The 21,414-nt window shown below is 72.1% G+C and carries 18 protein-coding genes and 1 riboswitch; of the genes, 11 read left to right on the top strand and 7 right to left on the bottom strand.

Going from position 1 to position 21,414, the window contains the following annotated elements:
* Positions 1 to 171: 171 nt before the first annotated feature.
* Positions 172 to 843 carry a TetR family transcriptional regulator gene (locus ACH4DZ_RS04750; protein WP_398285499.1) on the top strand — a complete coding sequence of 224 codons (672 nt, stop codon included), beginning with the start codon at positions 172 to 174 and terminating at the stop codon, positions 841 to 843.
* Between the two features lie 15 nt (positions 844 to 858).
* Here the strand turns inward: ACH4DZ_RS04750 and ACH4DZ_RS04755 are convergent, their stop codons facing one another.
* From ACH4DZ_RS04755 to ACH4DZ_RS04765, 3 genes are all read right to left on the bottom strand, one after another.
* Entirely contained in the window at positions 859 to 1,494 is a 636-nt protein-coding gene (locus ACH4DZ_RS04755) for a hypothetical protein (RefSeq protein WP_398285500.1), read from the bottom strand.
* 147 nt (positions 1,495 to 1,641) lie between these two features.
* On the bottom strand, positions 1,642 to 1,875 hold the full coding sequence (locus tag ACH4DZ_RS04760; RefSeq protein WP_398285501.1) for a ferredoxin: 234 nt from the start codon (positions 1,873 to 1,875) through the stop codon (positions 1,642 to 1,644).
* A gap of 2 nt (positions 1,876 to 1,877) precedes the next feature.
* Positions 1,878 to 3,335 (bottom strand): aldehyde dehydrogenase, encoded by a 1,458-nt coding sequence (locus tag ACH4DZ_RS04765; RefSeq protein ID WP_398286198.1) that lies wholly within the window; start codon positions 3,333 to 3,335, stop codon positions 1,878 to 1,880.
* 150 nt (positions 3,336 to 3,485) lie between these two features.
* Between ACH4DZ_RS04765 and ACH4DZ_RS04770 the strand changes: the two genes are divergently transcribed.
* Positions 3,486 to 4,508, top strand: a complete 1,023-nt coding sequence (locus ACH4DZ_RS04770; protein ID WP_398285502.1) for an MBL fold metallo-hydrolase — start codon at positions 3,486 to 3,488, stop codon at positions 4,506 to 4,508.
* 7 nt (positions 4,509 to 4,515) lie between these two features.
* Here ACH4DZ_RS04770 and ACH4DZ_RS04775 read toward each other — a convergent pair whose 3' ends face one another.
* A complete protein-coding gene (locus ACH4DZ_RS04775) occupies positions 4,516 to 6,651 on the bottom strand; it encodes an ATP-binding protein (protein WP_398285503.1) in 2,136 nt (711 codons plus the stop codon).
* Positions 6,652 to 6,915: 264 nt separating this feature from the next.
* Here ACH4DZ_RS04775 and ACH4DZ_RS04780 point away from each other — a divergent pair, with 264 nt between their 5' ends.
* The 7 genes from ACH4DZ_RS04780 to ACH4DZ_RS04810 all read left to right on the top strand — a co-directional run bounded on the left by ACH4DZ_RS04780 (position 6,916) and on the right by ACH4DZ_RS04810 (position 15,253).
* The gene (locus ACH4DZ_RS04780; RefSeq protein WP_398285504.1) at positions 6,916 to 7,920 is read left to right on the top strand and encodes a PP2C family protein-serine/threonine phosphatase; all 1,005 of its coding nucleotides are present in this window, start codon (positions 6,916 to 6,918) and stop codon (positions 7,918 to 7,920) included.
* Between the two features lie 302 nt (positions 7,921 to 8,222).
* Positions 8,223 to 8,301, top strand: a riboswitch (cobalamin riboswitch).
* A 173-nt stretch (positions 8,302 to 8,474) separates the two neighbouring features.
* The gene (locus tag ACH4DZ_RS04785) at positions 8,475 to 9,845 is read left to right on the top strand and encodes a prenyltransferase/squalene oxidase repeat-containing protein (protein WP_398285505.1); all 1,371 of its coding nucleotides are present in this window, start codon (positions 8,475 to 8,477) and stop codon (positions 9,843 to 9,845) included.
* A complete protein-coding gene (locus ACH4DZ_RS04790) occupies positions 9,842 to 10,549 on the top strand; it encodes an SCO2322 family protein (RefSeq protein WP_398285506.1) in 708 nt (235 codons plus the stop codon). Before ACH4DZ_RS04785 ends, ACH4DZ_RS04790 begins: the two co-directional genes overlap by 4 nt.
* 16 nt (positions 10,550 to 10,565) lie before the next feature.
* Complete coding sequence (locus ACH4DZ_RS04795; RefSeq protein WP_398285507.1) at positions 10,566 to 11,858, top strand: energy-coupling factor transporter transmembrane component T; 1,293 nt, start codon at positions 10,566 to 10,568, stop codon at positions 11,856 to 11,858.
* Positions 11,855 to 13,609, top strand: a complete 1,755-nt coding sequence (locus ACH4DZ_RS04800; protein ID WP_398285508.1) for an ABC transporter ATP-binding protein — start codon at positions 11,855 to 11,857, stop codon at positions 13,607 to 13,609. Before ACH4DZ_RS04795 ends, ACH4DZ_RS04800 begins: the two co-directional genes overlap by 4 nt.
* Complete coding sequence (locus ACH4DZ_RS04805) at positions 13,606 to 14,487, top strand: ECF transporter S component (protein ID WP_398285509.1); 882 nt, start codon at positions 13,606 to 13,608, stop codon at positions 14,485 to 14,487. Before ACH4DZ_RS04800 ends, ACH4DZ_RS04805 begins: the two co-directional genes overlap by 4 nt.
* Positions 14,488 to 14,827: 340 nt before the next feature.
* On the top strand, positions 14,828 to 15,253 hold the full coding sequence (locus tag ACH4DZ_RS04810) for a transglycosylase SLT domain-containing protein (protein WP_398285510.1): 426 nt from the start codon (positions 14,828 to 14,830) through the stop codon (positions 15,251 to 15,253).
* Between the two features lie 86 nt (positions 15,254 to 15,339).
* On the opposite strand, the gene ACH4DZ_RS04815 is transcribed toward ACH4DZ_RS04810, so the two are convergent.
* Entirely contained in the window at positions 15,340 to 16,515 is a 1,176-nt protein-coding gene (locus ACH4DZ_RS04815; protein WP_398285512.1) for a PucR family transcriptional regulator, read from the bottom strand.
* 499 nt (positions 16,516 to 17,014) lie between these two features.
* Here ACH4DZ_RS04815 and ACH4DZ_RS04820 point away from each other — a divergent pair, with 499 nt between their 5' ends.
* Positions 17,015 to 17,827 (top strand): acyl carrier protein, encoded by an 813-nt coding sequence (locus ACH4DZ_RS04820; protein ID WP_398285513.1) that lies wholly within the window; start codon positions 17,015 to 17,017, stop codon positions 17,825 to 17,827.
* On the opposite strand, the gene ACH4DZ_RS04825 is transcribed toward ACH4DZ_RS04820, so the two are convergent.
* Complete coding sequence (locus tag ACH4DZ_RS04825; protein WP_398285514.1) at positions 17,810 to 18,322, bottom strand: pyridoxamine 5'-phosphate oxidase family protein; 513 nt, start codon at positions 18,320 to 18,322, stop codon at positions 17,810 to 17,812. The two genes, ACH4DZ_RS04820 and ACH4DZ_RS04825, sit on opposite strands and share 18 nt — an antisense overlap.
* A 149-nt stretch (positions 18,323 to 18,471) precedes the next feature.
* Positions 18,472 to 19,641 carry a steroid 3-ketoacyl-CoA thiolase gene (locus ACH4DZ_RS04830; protein WP_398285515.1) on the bottom strand — a complete coding sequence of 390 codons (1,170 nt, stop codon included), beginning with the start codon at positions 19,639 to 19,641 and terminating at the stop codon, positions 18,472 to 18,474.
* Positions 19,642 to 19,968: 327 nt separating this feature from the next.
* Between ACH4DZ_RS04830 and ACH4DZ_RS04835 the strand changes: the two genes are divergently transcribed.
* Positions 19,969 to 21,213: a cytochrome P450 gene (locus tag ACH4DZ_RS04835; protein WP_398286201.1), complete on the top strand. Its 1,245-nt coding sequence runs from the start codon at positions 19,969 to 19,971 to the stop codon at positions 21,211 to 21,213.
* The last annotated feature ends 201 nt before the right edge of the window (positions 21,214 to 21,414 follow it).

The raw sequence follows: 21,414 nt of genomic DNA on the forward strand, positions 1-21,414 counted from the left end.
AAGTTTCAGACTTGATCGTTCAGGGAGCATTGAATCTACCGGCAGGTAGCCCTCCTGTGAGCGGTGGATCGGGTGATTCACGCCACGGCGGGACCTCTACTCTGCTGTCACCCGACCCGCCCCCGCCCGCCCCACCGCCCTCTGTTGTACGAACGTCACGGAACGGGATCCATGCCTGCGGAAGCCAAGACTGCGGCGAAGGCCGCGCAGCCGCCCGTACGGGCCGCGCAGCCGGTCACTCCCCCGCTCACCGAGCGCCAGGAGGCGCGACGGCGGCGGATCCTGCACTCCAGCGCGCAGCTGGCGAGCCGGGGCGGCTTCGACGCGGTACAGATGCGGGAGGTCGCGGAGTCGTCCCAGGTGGCCCTGGGCACGCTCTACCGCTACTTCCCGTCGAAGGTGCATCTGCTGGTCGCGACCATGCAGGACCAGCTGGCCCATATGCACGGCACGCTCCGCAAGAAGCCGCCGTCGGGCGACACGGCGGCGGAGCGGGTGGCGGAGACGCTGATGCGGGCGTTCCGCGCGCTGCAGCGCGAGCCGCATCTCGCGGACGCGATGGTCCGCGCGCTCACGTTCGCCGACCGCAGCGTCAGTCCGGAGGTCGACCAGGTCTCCCGCCAGACGACGGTGATCATCCTTGACGCGATGGGCCTCGACGATCCGACCCCCGCCCAGCTCTCCGCCGTCCGCGTGATCGAGCACACCTGGCACTCGGCCCTGATCACCTGGCTCTCCGGCCGCGCCTCGATCGCCCAGGTCAAGATCGACATCGAGACGGTGTGCCGTCTGATCGACCTGCCGGAGGTCATCGACCTGCCGGAGGTCAGGGAGAGGGGCTAGGGCGTTTCTTTTGGATCAGGTCGGATCAGGCCGCGGTGTCCGGTGCGGTGCATCGCAAGGCGGAGCATGATCCGCGTACTGGGCGTACTCGGGTCGTGCGACAACGCCGCGAGGTGCCGTGCCGGGCGCCGCGGACCCGGGCTGATCCAAAAGAAACGCCCTGGTCGTCACGGAGGAGCAGTCGAGTCGCATGGCGGAGAGGGTGAACAGCGGGGCGTCCGGGTCCTCCGCGGACGGGGCGCTCAGGAAGACGTACATGCCCCAGTTCGCCCTCGTCAGGAACCAGGTGACGCCGCCGTCCTCCGGTTTGCGGAACACCTGCTCCCAGCCTCTGCCCTTGAGATCGGCCACCACCTTCGAGACGGCGGCAGTCTTCGGCCGGCCGTCCGTGCGCACGGTGGCGATCACCCTGCATCGGGCGGACGTCCCGGCACTGTCGTCGACACCGTCGAAGCCGCCGGCGGCGACCACCACCCGTATGTTGCGCCGCACCGCGGCGCGGCTCAGCCGCATCTCCTCCGTCGGCGAGGCGGACACGGAACTGCCTTTGGCTTGGCGCGACTTGGCGCCGCCGTCACCGGTTCCGCCGCCGCACCCCGCCAGTAGTACGGCCGTCACCACGGCACCCGCCGTCAGCGCCACTGCACGCATCGTCGCCCCCTGTACGACGTCCCCGGGCAAGGGGCCCGGGGACGTGACGCGGAGTTTCCCACAGACCTCCTGCGTCGTTCACCCGAGGGGAGTTCAGATGCCCCGGGCGGCCGGAGCCGGCTCACTCATCGGTCGGCCGGAACCCGCTCACTCGTCGGGCGGAAACACCGTCTCCCCGCCGCCCAGCAGAGTGATCATGATCGCCTCCACGGGGCATCCCTCCGCCGCCTCCAGAATCTTCTCGTTGGCGTCCGTCCCGGCCTCCGTGGGGTGGGACTGCATCGCGGAGTCGAGGCGGAAGGCCGCGGGGGCGAGGTGCGTGCACTGGGCCGAGCCGATGCAGAGCGACCGGTCGACCTCCACGTGCCAGCGGTCCCCCATCCTCAGGCCTCCCAGCCGGCCGGCAGGTGGATCATCTTGTGCTCCAGGTACTCGCCGTACCCCTCGGGCCCGAACTCCCGCCCCAGCCCCGAGTCCTTGTAGCCGCCGAACGGACCGAGCATGTCGAGACTGAAGGTGTTCACGGAGTACGTCCCGGTACGCACCCGCCGGGCCACGTCGATGCCCCGCGCCACATCCCCCGTCCACACACTCCCGCTCAGCCCGTAGTCGGAGTCGTTGGCGATCTTCACCGCCTCCTCCTCGTCCCCGTACGGGAGCAGGCAGATCACCGGCCCGAAGATCTCCTCGCGGGCGATCCGCATGGAGTTGTCGACGTCTCCGAAGAGCGTGGGCTCGACGTACCAGCCCCGGTCCATACCGGCCGGCCGCCCACCGCCGGTGAGGATCTTGGCGCCCTCCTCCTGGCCGATGCGGATGTAGTCGAGGTTGCGCTGCTGCTGCCGCCGCGCGACCAGCGGGCCGACCTGGGTCGCGGGATCCAGCGGGTCGCCGACCACCAGCGCGCTCGCCGCCGCCGTGAACGCCTCCGCGAACTCGTCGTAGCGCGAGCGCGGCAGCAGGATGCGGGTCTGGGCGACACACGCCTGGCCGTTGTTCATCCAGGCCGCCGAGACGATGCCCGGCACCGAGGTCTCGATGTCCGCGTCCGGCAGGACCACGGCCGCCGACTTCCCGCCCAACTCCAGTGTCACGCGGGTGAGGTTGCGCGAGGCGACCTCCATGACCCGCCGGCCCGCGGCGACCGACCCCGTGAAGGAGACCTTGTCGATCCCGGGATGCCCGACGAGGTACTCGCTCACCTCGCGGTCCGCCGGCAGGATCGACAGGACGCCCTCCGGCAGCCCGGCCTCCTTGGTGATCTCGCCGAGTATGTACGCGTCCAGCGGCGACTCGGGCGACGGCTTGAGCACCACCGTGCAGCCGGTCAGCAGCGCGGGCGCGAGCTTGGCCGCCGCCACGAACTGCGGCACGTTCCACGGGACGACCGCCGCGACGACCCCGACCGGCTCGCGCCGTACGAGGATCTTCCCGAGCACTCCGTCGCGCGTCTCCTCGTACGTGAAGCCCCGCGCGACCGTGATCGCCGCGTCCCACACCATCATCGCGCCGAGCGCCTGCGCGAGGACGCTCCAGGAGTACGGGGAGCCGTTCTCGGAGGAGATGACCCGGGCGATCTCCTCGTGCCGTACGGCGATCGCGTCCTTGATCCGGGTGACCACCTCGACGCGCTCGTCGAGGGACATCCGCGGCCAGGGCCCCTCGTCGAAGGCGGTGCGCGCCGCCGCGACGGCCCGGTCCACGTCCTCCCGCGAGGCGTGCGGCACCCGGCCGATGACCTCCTCGGTGTGCGGGGAGACCACCTCGATGACGTCCCGGCCGCTGGGAGCGGTCAGCTCTCCACCGATGAACAGCTGTGCGTGTTCCACGAGTTCGGTCATGACCGACTGCCTCTCCGAGGACATTCCCTGACGGTGCATCAGACACTGAAACTGATACCAGTTCCACTTGGAGGAGTCCACGGAGCGCACAGCACTCCCATGGGAACCGGTTCTAGTTATAGTGACCGGGAGTCGGCGACAGGGGAGCCCATGCCACAGGTGACCGATCACGGCGGGGGCGTACGGTCCGTCGAGGTCCCCATCCCGGACAACCCCCTCGGGAACACACTGGTGTACGTCGTGGACACCGACCGCGGACCGGTGCTGATCGACACGGGCTGGGACGATCCGGCCTCCTGGGACGCGCTCACCGAGGGGCTCCTCGCCTGCGGGACGGCCGTCGGGGAGATCCACGGCGTGGTGATCACCCACCACCACCCGGACCACCACGGCCTGTCGGCCAAGGTGCGCGAGGCGTCGGGCGCGTGGGTGGCCATGCACGCCGCCGACATCGCCATCGTGCGGCGGACCCGCGAGACCAGGCCCGGCCGCTGGTTCACGTACATGGCGGGCAAGCTGACCGCCGCGGGTGCGCCCGAGGAGCATGTGGCACCGCTGCGCACCGCCCGCTCGCGGCTCCCCGGCCTCTCCCCCGCGCTCCCCGACCGGGAGATCGTCCCCGGCGAACTCCTGGACCTCGCCGGCCGGCGCCTGCGCGCGGTCTGGACCCCGGGCCACACGCCCGGCCATGTCTGCCTCCACCTGGAGGAGCGCCACCCCGCCCAACTGCCGGGCAACGGGCGGCTGTTCTCCGGGGACCACCTCCTGCCGAGGATCACCCCGCACATCGGGCTGTACGAGGACCCGGACGACGACAGCGAGCCCGATCCGCTCGGCGACTACCTCGACTCCCTGGAGCGGATCGGGAGCCTCGAACCTGCCGAGGTGCTCCCGGCCCATCTGCACGCCTTCACCGACGCCCCGTCCCGCGTGCGGGAGTTGCTGGACCACCACGAGGAACGCCTCACCGGTCTCCTCACCCTGCTCTCCACCCCGCTCACCGTGTGGCAGGTCGCGCGGCGGATGGAGTGGAACCGCCCCTGGGCCGACATCCCGTACGGCTCCAGGAACATCGCCGTCTCGGAGGCGGAGGCCCATCTGCGCCGCCTGGTGAAACTGGGCCGCGCGGAGCCGGTGCCGGGCAGCGATCCACTGACGTACAGGGTCGTTTGACGCTTCGTCAGTCGCCTCGGACGTCCTCCACCGCGTAGGCGATGCCGCGCTCGTACGACATGGCCAGCCCTTCCGCGTACGCCCGCGTGTAGGCCTCGGTTCCGATCTTCGCGCGGACCAGGTCCTCACAGGCACGGCGGGCGGACATCAGGTCCGGTGACTGCAGCTGGGCGCTGCCGAGGCGTTCCCAGATGCGCTGGCCGACCGCGAGGAGCCGGGCCGCGCGCTGCCCGTCACCGGTCGCCACCACCGCCGAGGCCAGGATGTCGAGGGTGTGGGCGACACCGAGCGTGCTGTTCAGCAGAGAGTGCGCCACGACGGCCGTACGGGCGTTGCGCGCCGCCGCGGCCGGGTCGCCCTCGGCCAGGTCGATGTGGGCGAGGAAGCAGTCGGCGAAGGCGCCCGCCCAGCGCTCGCCGCGCCGCGTGCTCTCCGCGCGGACCTCGTCGGCGACGGCCCTGGCGACGGCCGGCTCCCCGCGCAGCAGGTGGGTCATCGAGAGCGCGAGCCGCACCTGGAGCTGCGCGGAGCCCAGCCAGTCGTCGCGGACGGGAAGCGGGTCGGCCGCGGCCAGGACCACCAGCGCTTCGCCGAGCCGCCCGCGCAGGAGCAGATGCCCGCCGGTGACGTACGCGGCGCCGACGACCGCCACCGCGTCGCCCTGTTCCACGGCCGCCGCCGTGCACACCGCGGCCCAGCGTTCGGCGCTGTCCAGGTCGCCCTGGAGGAGGGCCACCGCGGCCCTCGCCCACAGGGCCTGTACGAGGTCGGGGCCGGGCGCCGGGTCGGCGGTGAGCACCTGGTCGAGACAGTGCCGCGCGTCCCGCAGATAGCCGCAGTGGCGCCACAGGAAGCCCATGTCGGCCGCCGTGCGCAGGGCGGTGGGGCCGTCGCGCTCGGACAGCGCGCAGTCCATGGCGGTACGGAGATTGGCGTGTTCGGCGATCACGCGCTCGCACCACGACAGCTGGCGGCCGGTGTTCCACTCCGTGCAGCCGCCGCGCGCGAGGTTGCGGTAGTGGTCGAGGTGACGCAGCCGCAGGGTCCGCTCCTCACCGAGTGCGCGCAGCCAGTCGCCGCCGAAATCCCGGACGCTGTCGAGGAGTTGGAAGCGCCGGGCGTCCGTGCGGTGGCGCAGCACGATCGACTGCTCGACGAGCCGTTCGAGCAGGGCCGCGATCCGTCCGGCGGGCAGGGGGCCGCCCGAGCAGACGTCCTCGGCGGCGGCCAGGTCGAAGCCGCCGGTGAACACGGAGAGCCGCGCCCACAGCAACCTCTCCACGGGGGCGCACAGTTCATGGCTCCAGCCGATGGCCGTGCGCAGGGTGCGGTGCCGCAGCGGCCCCTCGTCGAGTCCCGCCGCGAGGAGGTCGAGCGGGGACGGCAGCCGCTCGCCGAGCCGTTCGTCGAGTTCGCCGAGGGAGAGTTCGCCGAGGCGGGCGGCGGCCAGTTCGATGGCCAGCGGAATGCCGTCCAGCCGACGGCAGACGGCGGCGGCCGGGCCGGCCGAGTCCTCGTCGAGCACGAAGCCGGAACACGCCTCGGCGGCCCGCTGGGCGAACAGGTCCAGCGCGTCACCCGGCCGTCCTGCTCCCTGGCCACCGGGCGCCTCTGCGTCCTGCACCGGCAGCGGGTCGATCTCCACGCGGAGTTCGCACGAAGGGCCGAGGTGTTCCCGGCTGGTGGCCAGGAACCGCACGCCGGGCGCGGCGGGCAGCAGGGCGCGGACGAGGTCGGCGCAGTCGGGGAGCACGTGTTCGCAGGAGTCGAGAACGATCAGCGCCTCCTTGTCCGCGAGCCAGTCGGCGAGCACCTCGGTCACCGGGGACGTCGACCGGTCGGCGAGCCGCAGCGCCTCCACGACGGCGAACCCCACCAGGCCCTGGGCGCGCAGCGGCGAGAGTTCCACGAACCAGACGCCGTCCGGGTACCGGTGCGAGGCGCGGCGGGCGGCGCTCAGCGCGAGGCGCGTCTTGCCGACGCCGCCGGTCCCGACGAGCGTCACCAGGCGTCTTCCGTTTCCTCCGTCCGTCGGACCCAACAGCTCTTCGAGCCGGGCCAGTTCCCGCCTTCGGCCGACGAAGCTCCGGGTCTCCGGCGGCAGATTGCCCGGCCGCCCCCCGGCCGTCGTGTTCTGCGGCACGGCAACGCCCCTCTCCGCGCGGTCCCCTGCACGGCATACGAGCGAGCCCCGCGGGATCGCGCAACCCGGCCAGTGTGACGCGGCCGGCGGGCCACTTCGAACCGCTCCCCCGAGCCCCGGACGAACTCGGACCCACACCGTCATTTGCGGACACATTGCGCCGAGATCCGATCAACTCGCTGTCGGTGCGGGAGCGGAAGGGGATATTCGGAGACCGTCGCGCGAAGACCGTCGCGAGGGGCGGCGAAAGGGTGGAGCGAGCGGATGACCCGCGACAGCAAGGAGGCGCGACCCGGCCGACGGCGACGCTCGCGCGACCCCGGCCGGCCTTCCCGGTGCGGCGCGTCCCGCGACCTCCGCAAGCTCTCCGAGGGGCGGCTCCTGGCGCCTTCGGCGATCTGCGTGCTCATCGCCGTCCCCGCACTCCTGCTGGACCGGGTCCCGCCCGCCGTCACTCTCACGCAACTGCTGCTCGGCTGCGGGCTCACCGTGCACGCCGTGCGGCAGCGGGACCGGCTCCTCGCGCGGCTCGCCGAGGTGCGCGAGGTCGCGCGGATGACGCAGGAGGCCATCGTGCGGCCGCTCTCCCGGAACCTCGCCGGCACGCACGTCTCCACGCGCTATCACTGCGCGGTCCGCGAGTCGACGCTCGGCGGAGACCTGTACGACGTCGCCGTGACTCCCTTCGGCCTGCGGGTGCTCGTCGGTGACGTGCGCGGACACGGCCTGGAGGCCATCCGGCTGACCGCCGAGACGGTGGCCGGCTTCCGCGAACTCGCCCACACCGCGCGGGACCTGCCGTCCCTCGCCACCGGCCTGGACGAACGTCTCGCGCCGGACCTGGGACCGGAGGACTTCGTCACCGCGCTCCTCGCGGAGTTCGCACCGGGCGAGGTACGGCTGGTCAACTGCGGCCATCCCGCGCCGCTGCGCTCCGGCCAGCGGGTCGAACTGCTCGAACCGGCCGTCACCACACTGCCGTTGGGGCTACGCCCCGACCCCCTCCAGTACCGCGTACGCCTTCAGCCGGGCGACCGCCTTCTCCTCTACACCGACGGCCTGACGGAGGCACGCGCCCCCGACGGCACGCTCTTCCCCTTCCTCACGGAAGCGACCCGCGCCCTGCGCGACCCCCTCCCCGACGAGGCCCTGAACACCCTGTACACCCGCCTCCTCACCCACACGATCACACCCCCCACGGACGACCTGGCCCTAATCCTCTGCCAGCCCACCCACCTCCCCACCCCGGCCCACCAAAAGGCCCCATAAGGGGCGCGGGGAACGGCGCAATCTTGTCGCCTTCAGGGGCGCGGGGAACGGCGCAGTCTTGTCGCTTTAGGGGCGCGGGGAACGGCGCAGTCTTCTGGCTTTTAGGGGCGCGGGGAACGGCGCAATCTTTTCGCCTTCAGGGGCACGGGGAACGGCGCGGCCAACCCCCACCGGCCCGCGGATACACCACCACCAGGCCACCCCATAAGGGGCGCGGGGAACTGCGCGACCAGCCCCCACCGCCCGGCACCCGCATTCCGACGGGCCGGTACAGTGAGCGGGTCGCCATCACACTCGTACGGGGGGAAGCCGGTGCAAATCCGGCGCTGACCCGCAGCCGTGTGCCGCCCCGCTCCCACCGGGCGGCAAGCCGGATTGCCCCGCACGGAACGTGACCGGCTCGCGTCACCGGGACCGCCGGTGACCGGCACCGTCGAGGCATACGGAGCCGAGCCGCCCGGGGCTCCGGGCTGCCCGGCTCCCTCCCGCACCGGGAGAGCCGAAGGGGCACCCCCGTCGGCGAACCGCTGAGTACAGAGAGGCACCCGCCGATCATGTTTGTCCGCCGCAGCGCCGCGGTACTGGCCGCCACCGCCGTGATCGGCACGGCGTTCGCGCCGGCCGCCCTCGCCGACGAGTCACCCACCGCGTCCCCGTCCCCCTCCCCCTCCCTGACGCTTCCCTCCGGCCTGTACGGCAGCACCGACCCCACGTACGACGGTGTCTGGCGGCAGTCGCTGGCGCTGCTCGCCCAGCACACCGTGGGCGTGCGGCCCGCGGCGAAGGCCGTCGACTGGCTCACCGGACAGCAGTGCGCGAACGGCGGCTTCGCGGCGTACCGCGCGGACCCGGCCACGAAGTGCGACGCCAAGACGCAGACCGACACGAACAGCACCGGCGCCGCGCTCCAGGCCCTGGCCGCGCTCGACGCCGACGACACCGGGACCGGGACCGGAGCGGCGGACGCGCCGGACACGACGGACACGACGGACACGACGGACACGACAGCCGCGGCCGTGAAGTGGCTGAAGTCCGTGCAGAACGAGGACGGCGGCTGGGGCTACCTCCCCGGCGGCGCCAGCGACACCAACTCGACGTCCGTAGTGATCGGGGCCCTGGAGGCCACGGACACCGACACGCAGGACCTGCGGTCGAAGGACGACCGGACGCCGTACGAGGCCCTGCTCGGCCTCGCCCTCCCCTGCGGCGAAGGCGGCGAGAACGGCAAGGACAGCGGGAACGGCGGCGGCGCCTTCGCCTTCCAGCCCGACAAGAAGGGCAAGCTCGCGGCGAACGCCGACGCCACGGCCGCGGGCGTGCTCGGCGCACTCGGCGAGGGCCTGACGACGGACCCCGAGGACGACGAACGGTCCGCCACGCCCTCCGGCACAGGCAAGGACGCCGAGTGCGCCGCCGGCGACTCCCCCACCGCGGAGCAGGCGGCGGCCAACGGCGCCGCGTACCTCGCCGGCGCGGTCGCCGAGACCGGTCACCTGGAGTCCGCCCTCGCGGGCGCCGAGGACCAGCCCGACTACGGCAACACCGCCGACACGGTCGTCGCGCTCGCGGCGGCGGGCCGGACGGCCGACGCCGGGAAGCCGCTGGCCTGGCTGAAGAAGAACTCCGGTTCCTGGGCGGCGGAGAGCGGCCCGGCCGCGTACGCGCAGCTGATCTTCGCGGCGCACGCCACGGGGACGGACCCGCGCGACTTCGGCGGCGCCGACCTGGTGAAGCAGCTCGGCGCGACCGGCCCGGCAGCAGAACCCGCGAACAAGAACAGCAAGGACGACAAGCAGGCCACGCAGGACGCGAGCGAGGACGACGGCGGGGTCAGCGTCTGGTGGATCGTCGGGGTCGGCCTGGTCGGCGGCATCGGGGTCGGTTTCCTTCTCAGCAGCCGTACCAAGAAGCAGCGGCAGCCGTGACCCTCAACCGCCCGGCCCTGCTCGCCCTGCTGGTCCTGGGCCTCCTGCTCGCCGTACTCGGCACGGCGGGGCAGGCCCAGGCGGTCGGCTATCGCTACTGGTCCTTCTGGGACCGCGATTCCACCGGCGGCACCTGGGTGTACGCGACCCAGGGCCCGTCGACCGCGCGGCCGTCCGACGGAGACGTCCAGGGCTTCCGGTTCTCGGTGAGCGAGGACACGAAGCACTCGGCGAAGCCCCGCGGGGAGAGCGGTTTCGCGGCGATCTGCGCGAAGACTCCCGCGCGGGAGGGTGCCAAGCGGGTCGCGCTCGTCCTCGACTTCGGTACGGCCGGGGACGCGCCGGCCGGTTCGACACCGCCGGACCCGAGCCCGCGCACGGCCTGCGCCCGCGTCGACGAGGACGCGACGACCGCGGACGCCCTCGCCGCCGTCGCCAAGCCCCTGCGCTACGACACGAACGCCCTGCTGTGCGCCATCGCGGGCTACCCCCGCACGGGCTGCGGCGAGGCCGTGCCGGACGGCGCCGGGTCGGACGCCAACCCCACGGCTTCCCCGTCGCCCCGCGGAGCGAGCGAACCCGGGAACGGCGACGGGGGCGGGGACGAGGACGGGGGACCGTCGGTGGGCCTGGTGGCCGGGATCGCCGCCGTGGCCGTACTGGGCGCGGCCGCGACCTGGCAGGCCCGCCGTCGCCGCGGCTGACGACGGGACACAGACGATGACCACTGGCGAAAACACCGGCCAGGACCAGGGCCAGGTCCAGAACCAGGACCAGGACCGCGATCCCGGCCTCACCGCGTCGCACACCGGCAGCGCGGGCAACGCACGCAGCGCCGGCACCGCACGCAACGCCGGCACCGCCCGGACACGCCCCCGTCTCCGCGCCCCCCGCGCGACCCGTACCAACGCCATCCACCCCGGTGCCTGGTGGATCTGGGCCCTGGGCCTCGGAACCGCCGCGTCCCGCACCACCAACCCGCTCCTCCTCGCCCTCCTCGTCGGCGTCGCCGGTTACGTGGTGGCGGCGCGCCGGACGGAGGCTCCCTGGGCCCGTTCCTACGGCGCGTTCGTGAAGCTTGCGCTCGCCGTGCTCGGCATCCGGCTGGCCTTCGCCGTCCTCCTGGGCTCGCCTGTCCCGGGCACCCACACCCTCGTCGCCCTCCCCGAACTCCCCCTCCCCGACTGGGCGCAGGGCATCCGCGTCGGCGGCCGGGTCACCGCCGAGGGACTGGTCTTCGCCTTCTACGACGGCCTGAAACTCGCCACGCTCCTCATCTGCGTGGGCGCCGCGAACGCCCTGGCCAACCCGGCCCGTCTGCTCAAATCGCTCCCAGGCGCCTTGTACGAGGCGGGAGTCGCCGTCGTGGTCGCCCTCACCTTCGCCCCGAACCTGATCGCGGACGTCCAGCGGCTGCGCGCGGCCCGGCGGCTGCGCGGCCGTCCCGACCACGGTCTGCGCGGGCTGCTGCAGGTCGGACTGCCGGTCCTGGAGGGCGCGTTGGAGCGTTCGGTGGCCCTCGCGGCGGCGATGGACGCGCGGGGATACGGCCGTTCCGCCGAGGTGCCCCCGGGCGTACGCCGTACCACCGCCGTCCTGACGCTCGGCGGCCTGGTCGGGGTCTGCGCGGGCACGTACGGCCTGCTCACCGCGGAGGGCGGCACCTACGGTCTGCCCGTGCTGCTCGCCGGACTCGCCGCCGCCCTCGGCGGCCTGTGGCTGGGCGGACGCCGTTCACTGCGCACCCGGTACCGGCCGGACATTTGGGGCGTGCGCGCCTGGCTGGTCGCCGCGTCCGGTGCGGCCGTCGCCGCACTCCTCATCCTGTACGCCTCATCCGACGCGTACGCCTACGCGGCCCTGCACCCCGGTGTCGTCCCCCTCACCGCGCCGACCCTTCCGCTGTGGCCCGCCGCAGCGATCCTCCTCGGCCTCCTCCCCGCCTTCGTCGCCCCGGCCCCGGCCCCCGCCCCAGTCCCCGCTCTCCAGAACCCCCGCAAGGAGCCCTCATGATCCGCTTCGAGGATGTCTCCGTGACGTACGACGGGGCACCGGAGCCCACTGTCCGTAACATCGAACTCAGCGTCCCCGAGGGGGAGTTGGTACTGCTGGTCGGCCCCTCCGGAGTCGGCAAGTCGACGCTGCTCGGCGCCGTGAACGGCCTGGTCCCGCACTTCACGGGCGGCACCCTGCGCGGACGCGTGACGGTCGCGGGCCGCGACACCCGCACGCACAGACCCCGTGAACTGGCCGACGTGGTCGGCACGGTGGGCCAGGACCCGCTCTCGCACTTCGTCACGGACACGGTCGAGGACGAACTCGCGTACGGAATGGAGTCGTTGGGCCTCGCGCCGGACGTGATGCGCCGCCGGGTCGAGGAGACCCTGGACCTGCTGGGACTGGCCGACCTGCGCGACCGCCCCCTCTCCACGCTCTCCGGCGGACAGCGGCAGCGGGTCGCGATCGGCTCGGTCCTCACCCCGCACCCCGAGGTCCTGGTCCTCGACGAACCGACCTCGGCCCTCGACCCGGCCGCCGCGGAAGAGGTCCTCGCCGTCCTCCAACGCCTCGTCCACGACCTCGGCACGACGGTCCTCATGGCCGAACACCGCCTGGAACGCGTCGTGCAGTACGCCGACCGGGTCGCCCTCCTCCCCTCCCCCGGCGCCCCCTTGCTGCTGGGCACACCGGCCGAGGTCATGGCCGTGTCGCCGGTCCACCCACCGGTGGTGGCCCTGGGCCGGCTCGACGGCTGGTCCCCCCTGCCCCTCACGGTCCGGGACGCCCGCCGGAGGGCGGGACCGCTGCGCAACCGCCTGCAGGGACTCCCGTACAAGGGATCGGGCGCCCTCGACCCCGTACCCACCCCCACCTCCGCCCCTGCCTCGGCCTCCGCCTCCGTGCCATCGGTGGAGGGCGGCGCGGCACCCGCCCGCCGCCCCCGGCTCTTCCGCAAGCGCCCGCCCGAGGCCCCCCTCACCGCCCACCCGGCGGTGGTCACCGGCCTCGCCGTCCGCCGTGGCCGCACCGAAGTACTCCACGACGTCACCCTGTCCGTCGCCCCCGGCGAGACCGTCGCGCTCATGGGCCGCAACGGCGCGGGCAAGACGACATTGCTCTCCGCCCTCGTCGGCCTCGTCCCCCCTTCGGCGGGTTCGGTCCGCGTGGGCGGGCTCCAGCCCCATCGCACGGCGCCCGGTGACCTCATCCGTCACGTCGGCCTCGTACCGCAGGAGCCCCGGGATCTGCTGTACGCGGACACGGTGGCCGGGGAGTGCGCGGCGGCGGACTCCGACGCGGGGGCCGGGGCGGGCACCTGCCGGGCCCTGGTGTCCGAGCTGCTGCCGGGCATCGAGGACGACACGCATCCGCGCGACCTGTCGGAGGGGCAGCGGCTCACGCTGGCCCTGGCGGTCGTGCTGACGGCCCGGCCGCCCCTGATCCTCCTCGACGAGCCGACCCGGGGTCTCGACTACGCGGCCAAGTCCCGTCTGGTCACGCTGCTGCGAGCCCTCGCGGCCGAAGGGCACGCCATCGTCCTGGCCACCCACGACGTGGAGCTGGCCGCCGAACTCTCCCACCGGGTCGTCATCCTCGCGGACGGCGAACCCGTCGCCGACGGTCCGACGGCGGAGGTCGTCGTCGCTTCCCCGTCGTTCGCCCCGCAGGTCACCAAGGTCCTCTCCCCGCAGAAGTGGCTCACGGTCTCCCAGGTACGCGAGGCGCTGAGCGCGTCCGGACCGACGGGGGGCGCGCGTTCATGAGCAGCCGCCCCCACGCCCAGCCCCAGGCCCGCCCCATCCGGCTGGGCCCGCGTTCCGTCGCCGCCCTCGTCCTGGTCGGTGCCATCGGGATCGCCGCGCTGACCTGGCCCTTCTTCAGCGGGCCGACCTCGCAGGTGGGGGCCCACTCGAAGGACGCGCCCTGGCTGTTCGCGGGGCTGCTCGTGCTGCTGGTCGGCGTCGTCGCGGCGACGATCTCCGAGTCGGGTCTTGGCCCCAAGGCCGTGGCCATGCTCGGGGTGCTGGCCGCGACCGGGGCCGCGCTGCGGCCGATCGGGGCGGGTACGGCGGGCATCGAGCCGATGTTCTTCCTGATGGTGCTGAGCGGGCGGGTCCTCGGGCCGGGGTTCGGCTTCGTGCTCGGGTCGGTCACGATGTTCGCGTCCGCCCTGCTCACGGGCGGGGTGGGGCCGTGGATGCCGTTCCAGATGCTGTCCATGGGCTGGTTCACGATGGGCGCGGGGCTGCTTCCGGGCCCGGACCGGCTGCGCGGCCGGGGCGAGCTGGCGATGCTGGCCGCGTACGGCTTCGTGGCGGCCTTCGCGTACGGCACGTCGATGAACCTGGCCGGCTGGCCCTTCATGGACGCGCTGTCGTCGAACGTGGCCTTCGACGCGCACGACGCCGTGCACACCAACCTGGCCCGGTTCGTCGCGTACTGCCTGGCCACCTCGCTCGGCTGGGACCTGGGCCGGGCGACGGTGACGGTCGTCCTGACCCTCACTCTCGGCGCGACGGTCCTCAAGGCGCTCCGCCGGGCCACGCGCAGGGCGGCTTTCGAGACGCCGGTCACGTTCGGCGGCCCCGACGCCGACCACGGCGGTGCGGCGCCCGTCACACCTCCCGGCCGCACGCTGTAGAAGCCGCAACTACGTGCGGTCACGCGTACCGTGCGCACCTCGTGAGGCGGCCCACAGGACCTTGGTCCTCTACTACGGGCGACCGTAGGGCGCGGCTCTTGTCATGCCCACGGCCTTATGGCCTCTGACCTGCGGATTGAGAGCCACCTCACAGAGGGACCTTTCGCGGCGGATACGACCACAACTAGCAAAAGGGGGCATTGCGGACGCACTCCCGGCCTGGTTCATTGGTGGAGTCGCAAGGCGCCGACGTGCCCCTCAGGGCCTCGGCGCCACCGCATGCCAGGGCTGAGGTCAGGGCGTACGAGCGACCGCCCCGTCCCCGAAGAAAAGGTTCTCCGTGTCCTTCTCCACCCGCATCCGTCTCGTCGCCACCCCGAAGAAGGCCCTCACCGGCGCCGCCGTGGCGGCCGCCACCGCCGGCATGGTCCTCGCGTCGGGCCCCGCCCAGGCCGCGACCCCCACGGTGGCCTCCTCCGCGTCGGCCAGGACGATCGCGCAGAAGATGATCCACGACGACGCCCAGTACAAGGCGTTCTCGAAGATCGTCGAGCACGAGAGCGGCTGGGACGTCGACGCCACGAACTCCTCCTCCGGCGCCTACGGCCTGGTCCAGGCCCTGCCCGCCTCGAAGATGTCCTCCGCGGGCTCCGACTGGAAGACCAGCGCGAAGACCCAGATCAAGTGGGGCCTCGACTACATGAACTCCCGCTACGGCAGCCCGGTCGGCGCCTGGAACTTCTGGCAGGCGAACGGCTGGTACTGAGCCGACCCGCACCACCCCCCGTACGCGAAGGCGGCGGCCCCGATCCCCGGGCCGCCGCCTTCGCCATGCGCCACCGCGCGGCGCAGTCAGCCCCAGGCGCCGGCCCGCACCCGGGTGACGGCGGCGCTGAGGAGGCGGACCCCCTTGGTGGAGCCGGGGTCCACGTCGGTCAGGGCCCGCACCCGGCGCAGCCGGTAGTCCAGGGTGCGGGGGTGGACGTGCAGCGCGGCGGAGGCCCGCAGCCGGTTCATGTCGGCGCGGTAGTAGGCGTCCAGCGTCGCCACGAGGTCGGGGCCCTCCGCCAGGCGTCCTGTGAGGTCGCGTAACCAGTCGTCGAGCTGGGGCAGTTGGACCAGCCCCATCTCGACGAAGACGTCGGCGGCCGTGCAGGCGCGGTCGGGGGGACTGGTGACGGGCGCGGCCCTGCTGACCAGTCTGGCCCTCTGCGCGGTCTCGGCCAGCGCGGAGACCGCTCCGGTGGCCGTGCCGACGGCGCACGGCAGTGCGACGGCCGCCGCGAAGTCCTGGGCGAGGGAGAGGACGTGCCGGTCCACCGCGGCCGGGTCCGTGTCATCGGCCGGGACCAGCGCGACGAACTCCTCCGGCCGCCGCCAGAGCATGGGCACCCGATGACCCAGGAGGAACGGTTCGAGCAGCGCGGCACGCGTCCCGCTGTCCGGCAGGGAGCGTGACGCCGGGAACCGCAGCACGGTGACGGCGTAGCGGCCAGGAGTGGGCAGGCCCAGGTTCCGGCTGACGTCGGGGGCCGCGGGATCGTCGGCCAGCAGCATTTTCGCGCACGACTGGACCCGCGCCACCGCCGACAGCGCACGGGAGCGCCCCTTCTCGAATCCGAACATATAGGCGCCACGAGCCGTTCCGGCCTGCGCCGAGAACCAGGTGACCATGCGCAGCAGGCCGTCCATGTCGTGCGTGGCGGGCGCCTCGCTGATCTCCCGCAGCATGGCGCTGGTGTGCAGCGTGAGGGCGTTCTGCTGGGACGACTCGGAGAACCCCTTCACCCCGCGGTCCTGTCCGATCGACGAGATGAGGGAGAGATCCTCGTCCGAGAGCGGATCTCCCTCCCGGGCGAGGGAGATGGTGCGGCGGCGGATGGTGACCGCGAATTCCATGATCGCGTCGTGGAGTCGCGGCTCGCCCTGCGCCCGCTGGTATTCGGGGAGTTCTTTCGCGTACATCTCGACGGCGTTCGAGGCGTTCGCCGTGACCTGGCTCTCCAGGATGTCGAATATATCCCGCACGATCGCTCCTCCGTAGGCTCACGTGGCTCCTGCCGTGGCGTCCGGCGGCAGGTCATGCCCATGTCAGCCATGTACGTCGCTGCCGCCACTGGGCATTCGCAGGAACACGCCTGTTGGATTTCGTCCCCGGTGCCCGAGCGTCCCCCGGTTTCACGGTGGCCAGTTCATGATGGCCAGTTCACAGTGGCCCTGCGCGCACCGCGCCGGCCCCGCCGGCCCCGTCCCGACTCCCGATCCCGCCCCCGACCCCGCTCCCCCCGGGGCACTCCCGGCGTCCTGCGGCCGACATCCAGGTGAACCCGAAACCCGCACGAATCACCCTCCTGCCACAGCCGCGTAACGGGCACCGCTCAGGTACAACTCCCGTTCCGCCCGGCCGGTCGAACCCGGTGCGTCGCACACCTGCGCCGTGGCGGAACCGGTGCCGCCCGGCGCGACTCCTTCAGTCCCGATCCCGCAGTCCCGATCTCGCAGTCCCGACCGAACTCGGAGTTGACCTGTGCCCAGGAAGTACCTGCCGACGCGGCTCGCCGCCGTCGCCGCGCTCCTGCTCACCGCCGGAGCCCTGTCCGCGCCCGCCGCCTCCGCGAAGTCCGCGGACGCCGCTCCCGGCGACGCCTACGTGCTGACCGTGAGCACCGACCCGGCCACCACCGACTACGACAACCGCCGCGTCGACGTCACCGGCACCGTCACCAAGGCGGACGGCACCCCGGCGCCCCACATCCCCGTCACCGTCGAGGAAGTCGTCCGCTTCACCACCTGGAACCCGTGGGGCGACCCGATCGACCCCACCTACTACGAGCCGCGCGAACTGGGCAGGCCGGTCAGCGACGCCGACGGCAGGTTCACGATCCCGGACGTCGACATCGACCACGTGGGCGCGAGCAGCCTGCTCAACGTCCAGCAGGGGGTGCGGATCACGGCTCTCTACGACGAGGACGGCGACCTCGACACCCCGCAGGACGGCTACTTCGCGGACACCACCGTGACCGCCGACGCCAGGTCCAGCTCCGTCACTTACACGGTCAACAGGAAGAGACTGAAGGCGGGCGACATCCTCATCGTCCAGGGCAGGGTCACCCTCCCCGAAGGGGTCGAGCCCGGTGACACCGAGGTCTTCCTGCAGACCTACCGGGAGAGCCAGTACCGCGTGCGGACGACCACCAGGGCCGACGGTGCCTTCATGATGCTCGTGCGGGTCCGCGACTACGACGACACGTTCACACTGCGCACGGCCTCGAGGGACATGTACGTGTCCGGCGCGAGCCGGTCGCTCCCGATCACCAACACCTCACTGCCGCGGCGCTAGGGCGTCCGGCGGGTCACCCTCGCGCCGGCGGGGGTGACCCAGCCATGTCCCGTCGCGCATGACGACCCTGCCGCGCAGTTCCGGCTCGCCGCGCCAGGCGCGCACGGTCCTCGGCGTCACGCGTACATACACAAAGGACCCCTCCTCGGCGCGCGGGTCCCAGCCGAACTTGCCGGCGAACGCCTCCGCCGCGTCCGAAGGCACCTCGTGCTCGGGGAAGCACTCCGCCTCCCCCTGGAGAAGCACCACATCGAAGGTGTCCGGCAGCGCCAGGCGCACACGCGGCTCCGCACGGACGTTCCGCGCGGTCACGGAGGTCGCGCCGGTGCACATCCAGAGCGCTCGTCCGTCCCACAGGAACCACAGAGGCACCTGGTGCGGCCCGTGATCCGGATGAGCCGTCGACACCCAGACGTCCCGCTCCGCACCGAGGCGTTCCAGCGTGTCGCGCCTGCGTTCCGGCGTCCGGCGAGGTTCCGTTCCCATGATCCCCATGGTTGTCGAACCTAGCCAGCAGTTCCGCGGCCCGCATGGGGCGCGGGACCTAGTCCCAGCGACCGACGATCCCTCGGCCCGCACCCGCACCCAGGGTGGCCGGCCGGGTCGAAAGCCCCTCACCCGATCAGCCGCTGTCAATGTTCCCGTCAGAGCCGCTGAATGATCGTCCCCGTCGACAACGCCCCGCCCGCGCACATCACGACGAGTGCGAACTCCTTGTCCCTGCGCTCCAGTTCATGGAGTGCCGTGGTGATGAGCCGCGCCCCCGTCGCCCCGACCGGATGCCCGAGCGCGATCGCGCCGCCGTTCACGTTCACCTTCGTCAGGTCCTGCCCGAAGACCTGGGTCCAGCTCAACACCACTGACGCGAAGGCCTCGTTGATCTCGACGAGGTCGATGTCCTTCAGGGACATCCCGGCCTTGCCCAGGACGGCGTTCGTCGCGTCGATCGGTCCGTCGAGGTGGAAGTGCGGGTCGGAGCCGACCAGCGCCTGGGCGACGATCCGGGCGCGGGGGCGCAGCTTCAGCGCCCGCGCCATCCGTTTCGACGCCCACATGATGGCGCAGGCGCCGTCGGAGATCTGGGAGGAGTTGCCGGCCGTGTGGACGGCCGTGGGCATGACCGGCTTGAGTTTCGCGAGGGCCTCCATGGAGGTGTCGCGCAGTCCCTCGTCCCGGTCGACGAGCCGCCACATGCCCTGCCCGGCGCGCTGCTCGTCCTCCGTGGTGGGCACCTGCACGGCGAAGGTCTCGCGCTTGAACCGCTCCTCGGACCAGGCGGCGGCGGCCCGCTCCTGCGAAACGAGCCCCAGCGAGTCCACGTGTCCGCGCGTCAGCCCACGACGGCGCGCGATCCGCTCGGCCGCCTCGAACTGGTTCGGCAGGTCCACGTTCGACTCGTCGGGGAACGGCTTGCCCGGTCCGTGCTTGGACCCGGAGCCCAGCGGCACCCGCGACATGGCTTCGACGCCGCACGAGATGCCGACGTCGATCACCCCGGCCGCGACCATGTTGGCGACCATGTGCGAGGCCTGCTGCGAGGAACCGCACTGGCAGTCGACCGTGGTCGCCGCCGTCTCGTACGGCAGTCCCATCGTCAGCCAGGCCGTGCGGGCGGGGTTCATGGACTGCTCACCGGCGTGCGTCACCGTGCCGCCGACGATCTGCTCGACGCAGTCCGCGTGGATGCCGGTACGGCCGAGGAGTTCACGGTAGGTCTCGCCCAGCAGATAGGCGGGATGCAGATGGGCGAGCGCGCCACCGCGCTTGCCGATGGGGGTGCGTACGGCTTCGACGATCACGGGTTCCGCGGCCATGGGGAGTTCCTCTCCTCGGGTCACCCGCGCGGCGCGGGCGTCCCGGCCCACCCGCCACGCTGAACTAGTACGCGTTCTAGTTCTGTACGCAGTCTGCTGACCCGGCGTCCGCCACCGCAAGGGTCGTGCAGCTCCCGAAGTCGCGAACTCGGCGTACCCAGTACCGAAGCAGCCCCGCACGGGAACGAAGCACGCATCGAGATTCGGGGTGCCGCGCCCCTTGCCTCTTGTAGAACCCGTTACTACCTTCACGGCAATTCCCGGTGCCTGATGGACCGTCAGAACCTGACCGTCGTACGACCTGGACTTCACGACCTGGAGTTGCCGATGCCCTGTCCAGCGCTGCCCGACGGGTTCGATTTCACCGACCCCGATGTGCTGCACCACCGCGTGCCCCTCCCGGAGTTCGCCGAGCTGCGTCAGGCCGAACCGGTCCGCTGGATCCCGCAGCCGGCCAATGCCGCCGGCTTCCAGGACGAGGGCTACTGGGCCGTCACCCGGCACACCGACGTCAGGTACGTCTCCACGCACCCCGAGTTGTTCTCCTCCACCCTCAACACCGCGATCATCCGCTTCGGCCCGCACATGGAACGGGACGCGATCGACGCCCAGCGGCTGATCCTGCTCAACATGGACCCGCCCGAGCACACCCGGGTCCGCCAGATCGTCCAGCGCGGCTTCACCCCGCGCGCCATCCGCGCCCTGGAGGAGAACCTGCACAGCCGCGCGAGCCGGATCGTCGCGACCGCCCTCGCGAACGCCGGCCCCGGCGGCTCCTTCGACTTCGTCACCGAGGTGGCCAGCGAACTGCCCCTCCAGGCGATCGCGGAACTCATCGGCATCCCGCAGGACGACCGCTCCAAGATCTTCGACTGGTCCAACAAGATGATCGCGTACGACGACCCGGAGTACGCGATCACCGAGGAGATCGGCCAGGAGGCCGCCACCGAGATCCTCGCCTACGCGATGAACATGTCGGCCGACCGCAAGCAGTGCCCCGCCAAGGACATCGTCACCACGCTGGTCGCCGCCGAGGACGAGGGCAACCTCGCCTCCGACGAGTTCGGCTTCTTCGTACTGATGCTGGCCGTCGCGGGCAACGAGACGACCCGCAACGCCATCACGCACGGCATGCACGCCTTCCTCACCCACCCCGACCAGTGGGACCTCTACAAGCGGGAGCGCCCGGCGACCGCCGCGGAGGAGATCGTCCGCTGGGCCACGCCCATCGTCGCCTTCCAGCGCACCGCGACCCAGGACACCGAACTGGGCGGCAAGCTGATCAGGAAGGGCGACCGCGTCGGCCTCTTCTACTCGTCCGCCAACAACGACCCGGAGGTCTTCGACACGCCGGAGGTCTTCGACATCGACCGCGACCCGAACCCGCACCTCGGCTTCGGGGGCGGCGGCCCGCACTTCTGCCTCGGCAAATCCCTGGCCACCCTGGAGATCGACCTCATCTTCAACGCGATCGCCGACGCGATGCCCGGGGTGCGCCTGGTCGGCGACCCGCGCCGACTGCGCTCGGCCTGGATCAACGGCGTGAAGGAACTGCAGGTCGGCGTCGACTGAGGCGTCGACTGCGGGTCGGCTGCGGGTCGGCTGTGGGGTCGACCGAGGACTCGACCGAGTGAACGGCCGGAGGATTCCTCCGGCCGGTGAACGATTTTGCCCCGTTACGCGTCTTCACAGGTGGCACAGCCAACCCACACCTTCGAAGACTTCGAACGGAAACGCCGAGCCGTGGTCCCAGCCGAACTGTCCCCCGTCGAG

Origin of the sequence: Streptomyces sp. NPDC017991 (genome assembly GCF_044328075.1) — a bacterium.
Taxonomy (GTDB): domain Bacteria; phylum Actinomycetota; class Actinomycetes; order Streptomycetales; family Streptomycetaceae; genus Streptomyces.

Bases quoted from the DNA above. Each gene is read 5' to 3' on its own strand.
- ACH4DZ_RS04755 (WP_398285500.1), bottom strand. From the start codon at position 1,494: ATGCGTGCAGTGGCGCTGACGGCGGGTGCCGTGGTGACGGCCGTACTA.
- ACH4DZ_RS04765 (WP_398286198.1), bottom strand. From the start codon at position 3,335: ATGACCGAACTCGTGGAACACGCACAGCTGTTCATCGGTGGAGAGCTG.
- ACH4DZ_RS04760 (WP_398285501.1), bottom strand. From the start codon at position 1,875: ATGGGGGACCGCTGGCACGTGGAGGTCGACCGGTCGCTCTGCATCGGC.
- ACH4DZ_RS04785 (WP_398285505.1), top strand. From the start codon at position 8,475: ATGTTTGTCCGCCGCAGCGCCGCGGTACTGGCCGCCACCGCCGTGATC.
- ACH4DZ_RS04830 (WP_398285515.1), bottom strand. From the start codon at position 19,641: ATGGCCGCGGAACCCGTGATCGTCGAAGCCGTACGCACCCCCATCGGC.
- ACH4DZ_RS04800 (WP_398285508.1), top strand. From the start codon at position 11,855: ATGATCCGCTTCGAGGATGTCTCCGTGACGTACGACGGGGCACCGGAG.
- ACH4DZ_RS04795 (WP_398285507.1), top strand. From the start codon at position 10,566: ATGACCACTGGCGAAAACACCGGCCAGGACCAGGGCCAGGTCCAGAAC.
- ACH4DZ_RS04835 (WP_398286201.1), top strand. From the start codon at position 19,969: ATGCCCTGTCCAGCGCTGCCCGACGGGTTCGATTTCACCGACCCCGAT.
- ACH4DZ_RS04770 (WP_398285502.1), top strand. From the start codon at position 3,486: ATGCCACAGGTGACCGATCACGGCGGGGGCGTACGGTCCGTCGAGGTC.
- ACH4DZ_RS04825 (WP_398285514.1), bottom strand. From the start codon at position 18,322: ATGGGGATCATGGGAACGGAACCTCGCCGGACGCCGGAACGCAGGCGC.
- ACH4DZ_RS04780 (WP_398285504.1), top strand. From the start codon at position 6,916: ATGACCCGCGACAGCAAGGAGGCGCGACCCGGCCGACGGCGACGCTCG.
- ACH4DZ_RS04805 (WP_398285509.1), top strand. From the start codon at position 13,606: ATGAGCAGCCGCCCCCACGCCCAGCCCCAGGCCCGCCCCATCCGGCTG.
- ACH4DZ_RS04750 (WP_398285499.1), top strand. From the start codon at position 172: ATGCCTGCGGAAGCCAAGACTGCGGCGAAGGCCGCGCAGCCGCCCGTA.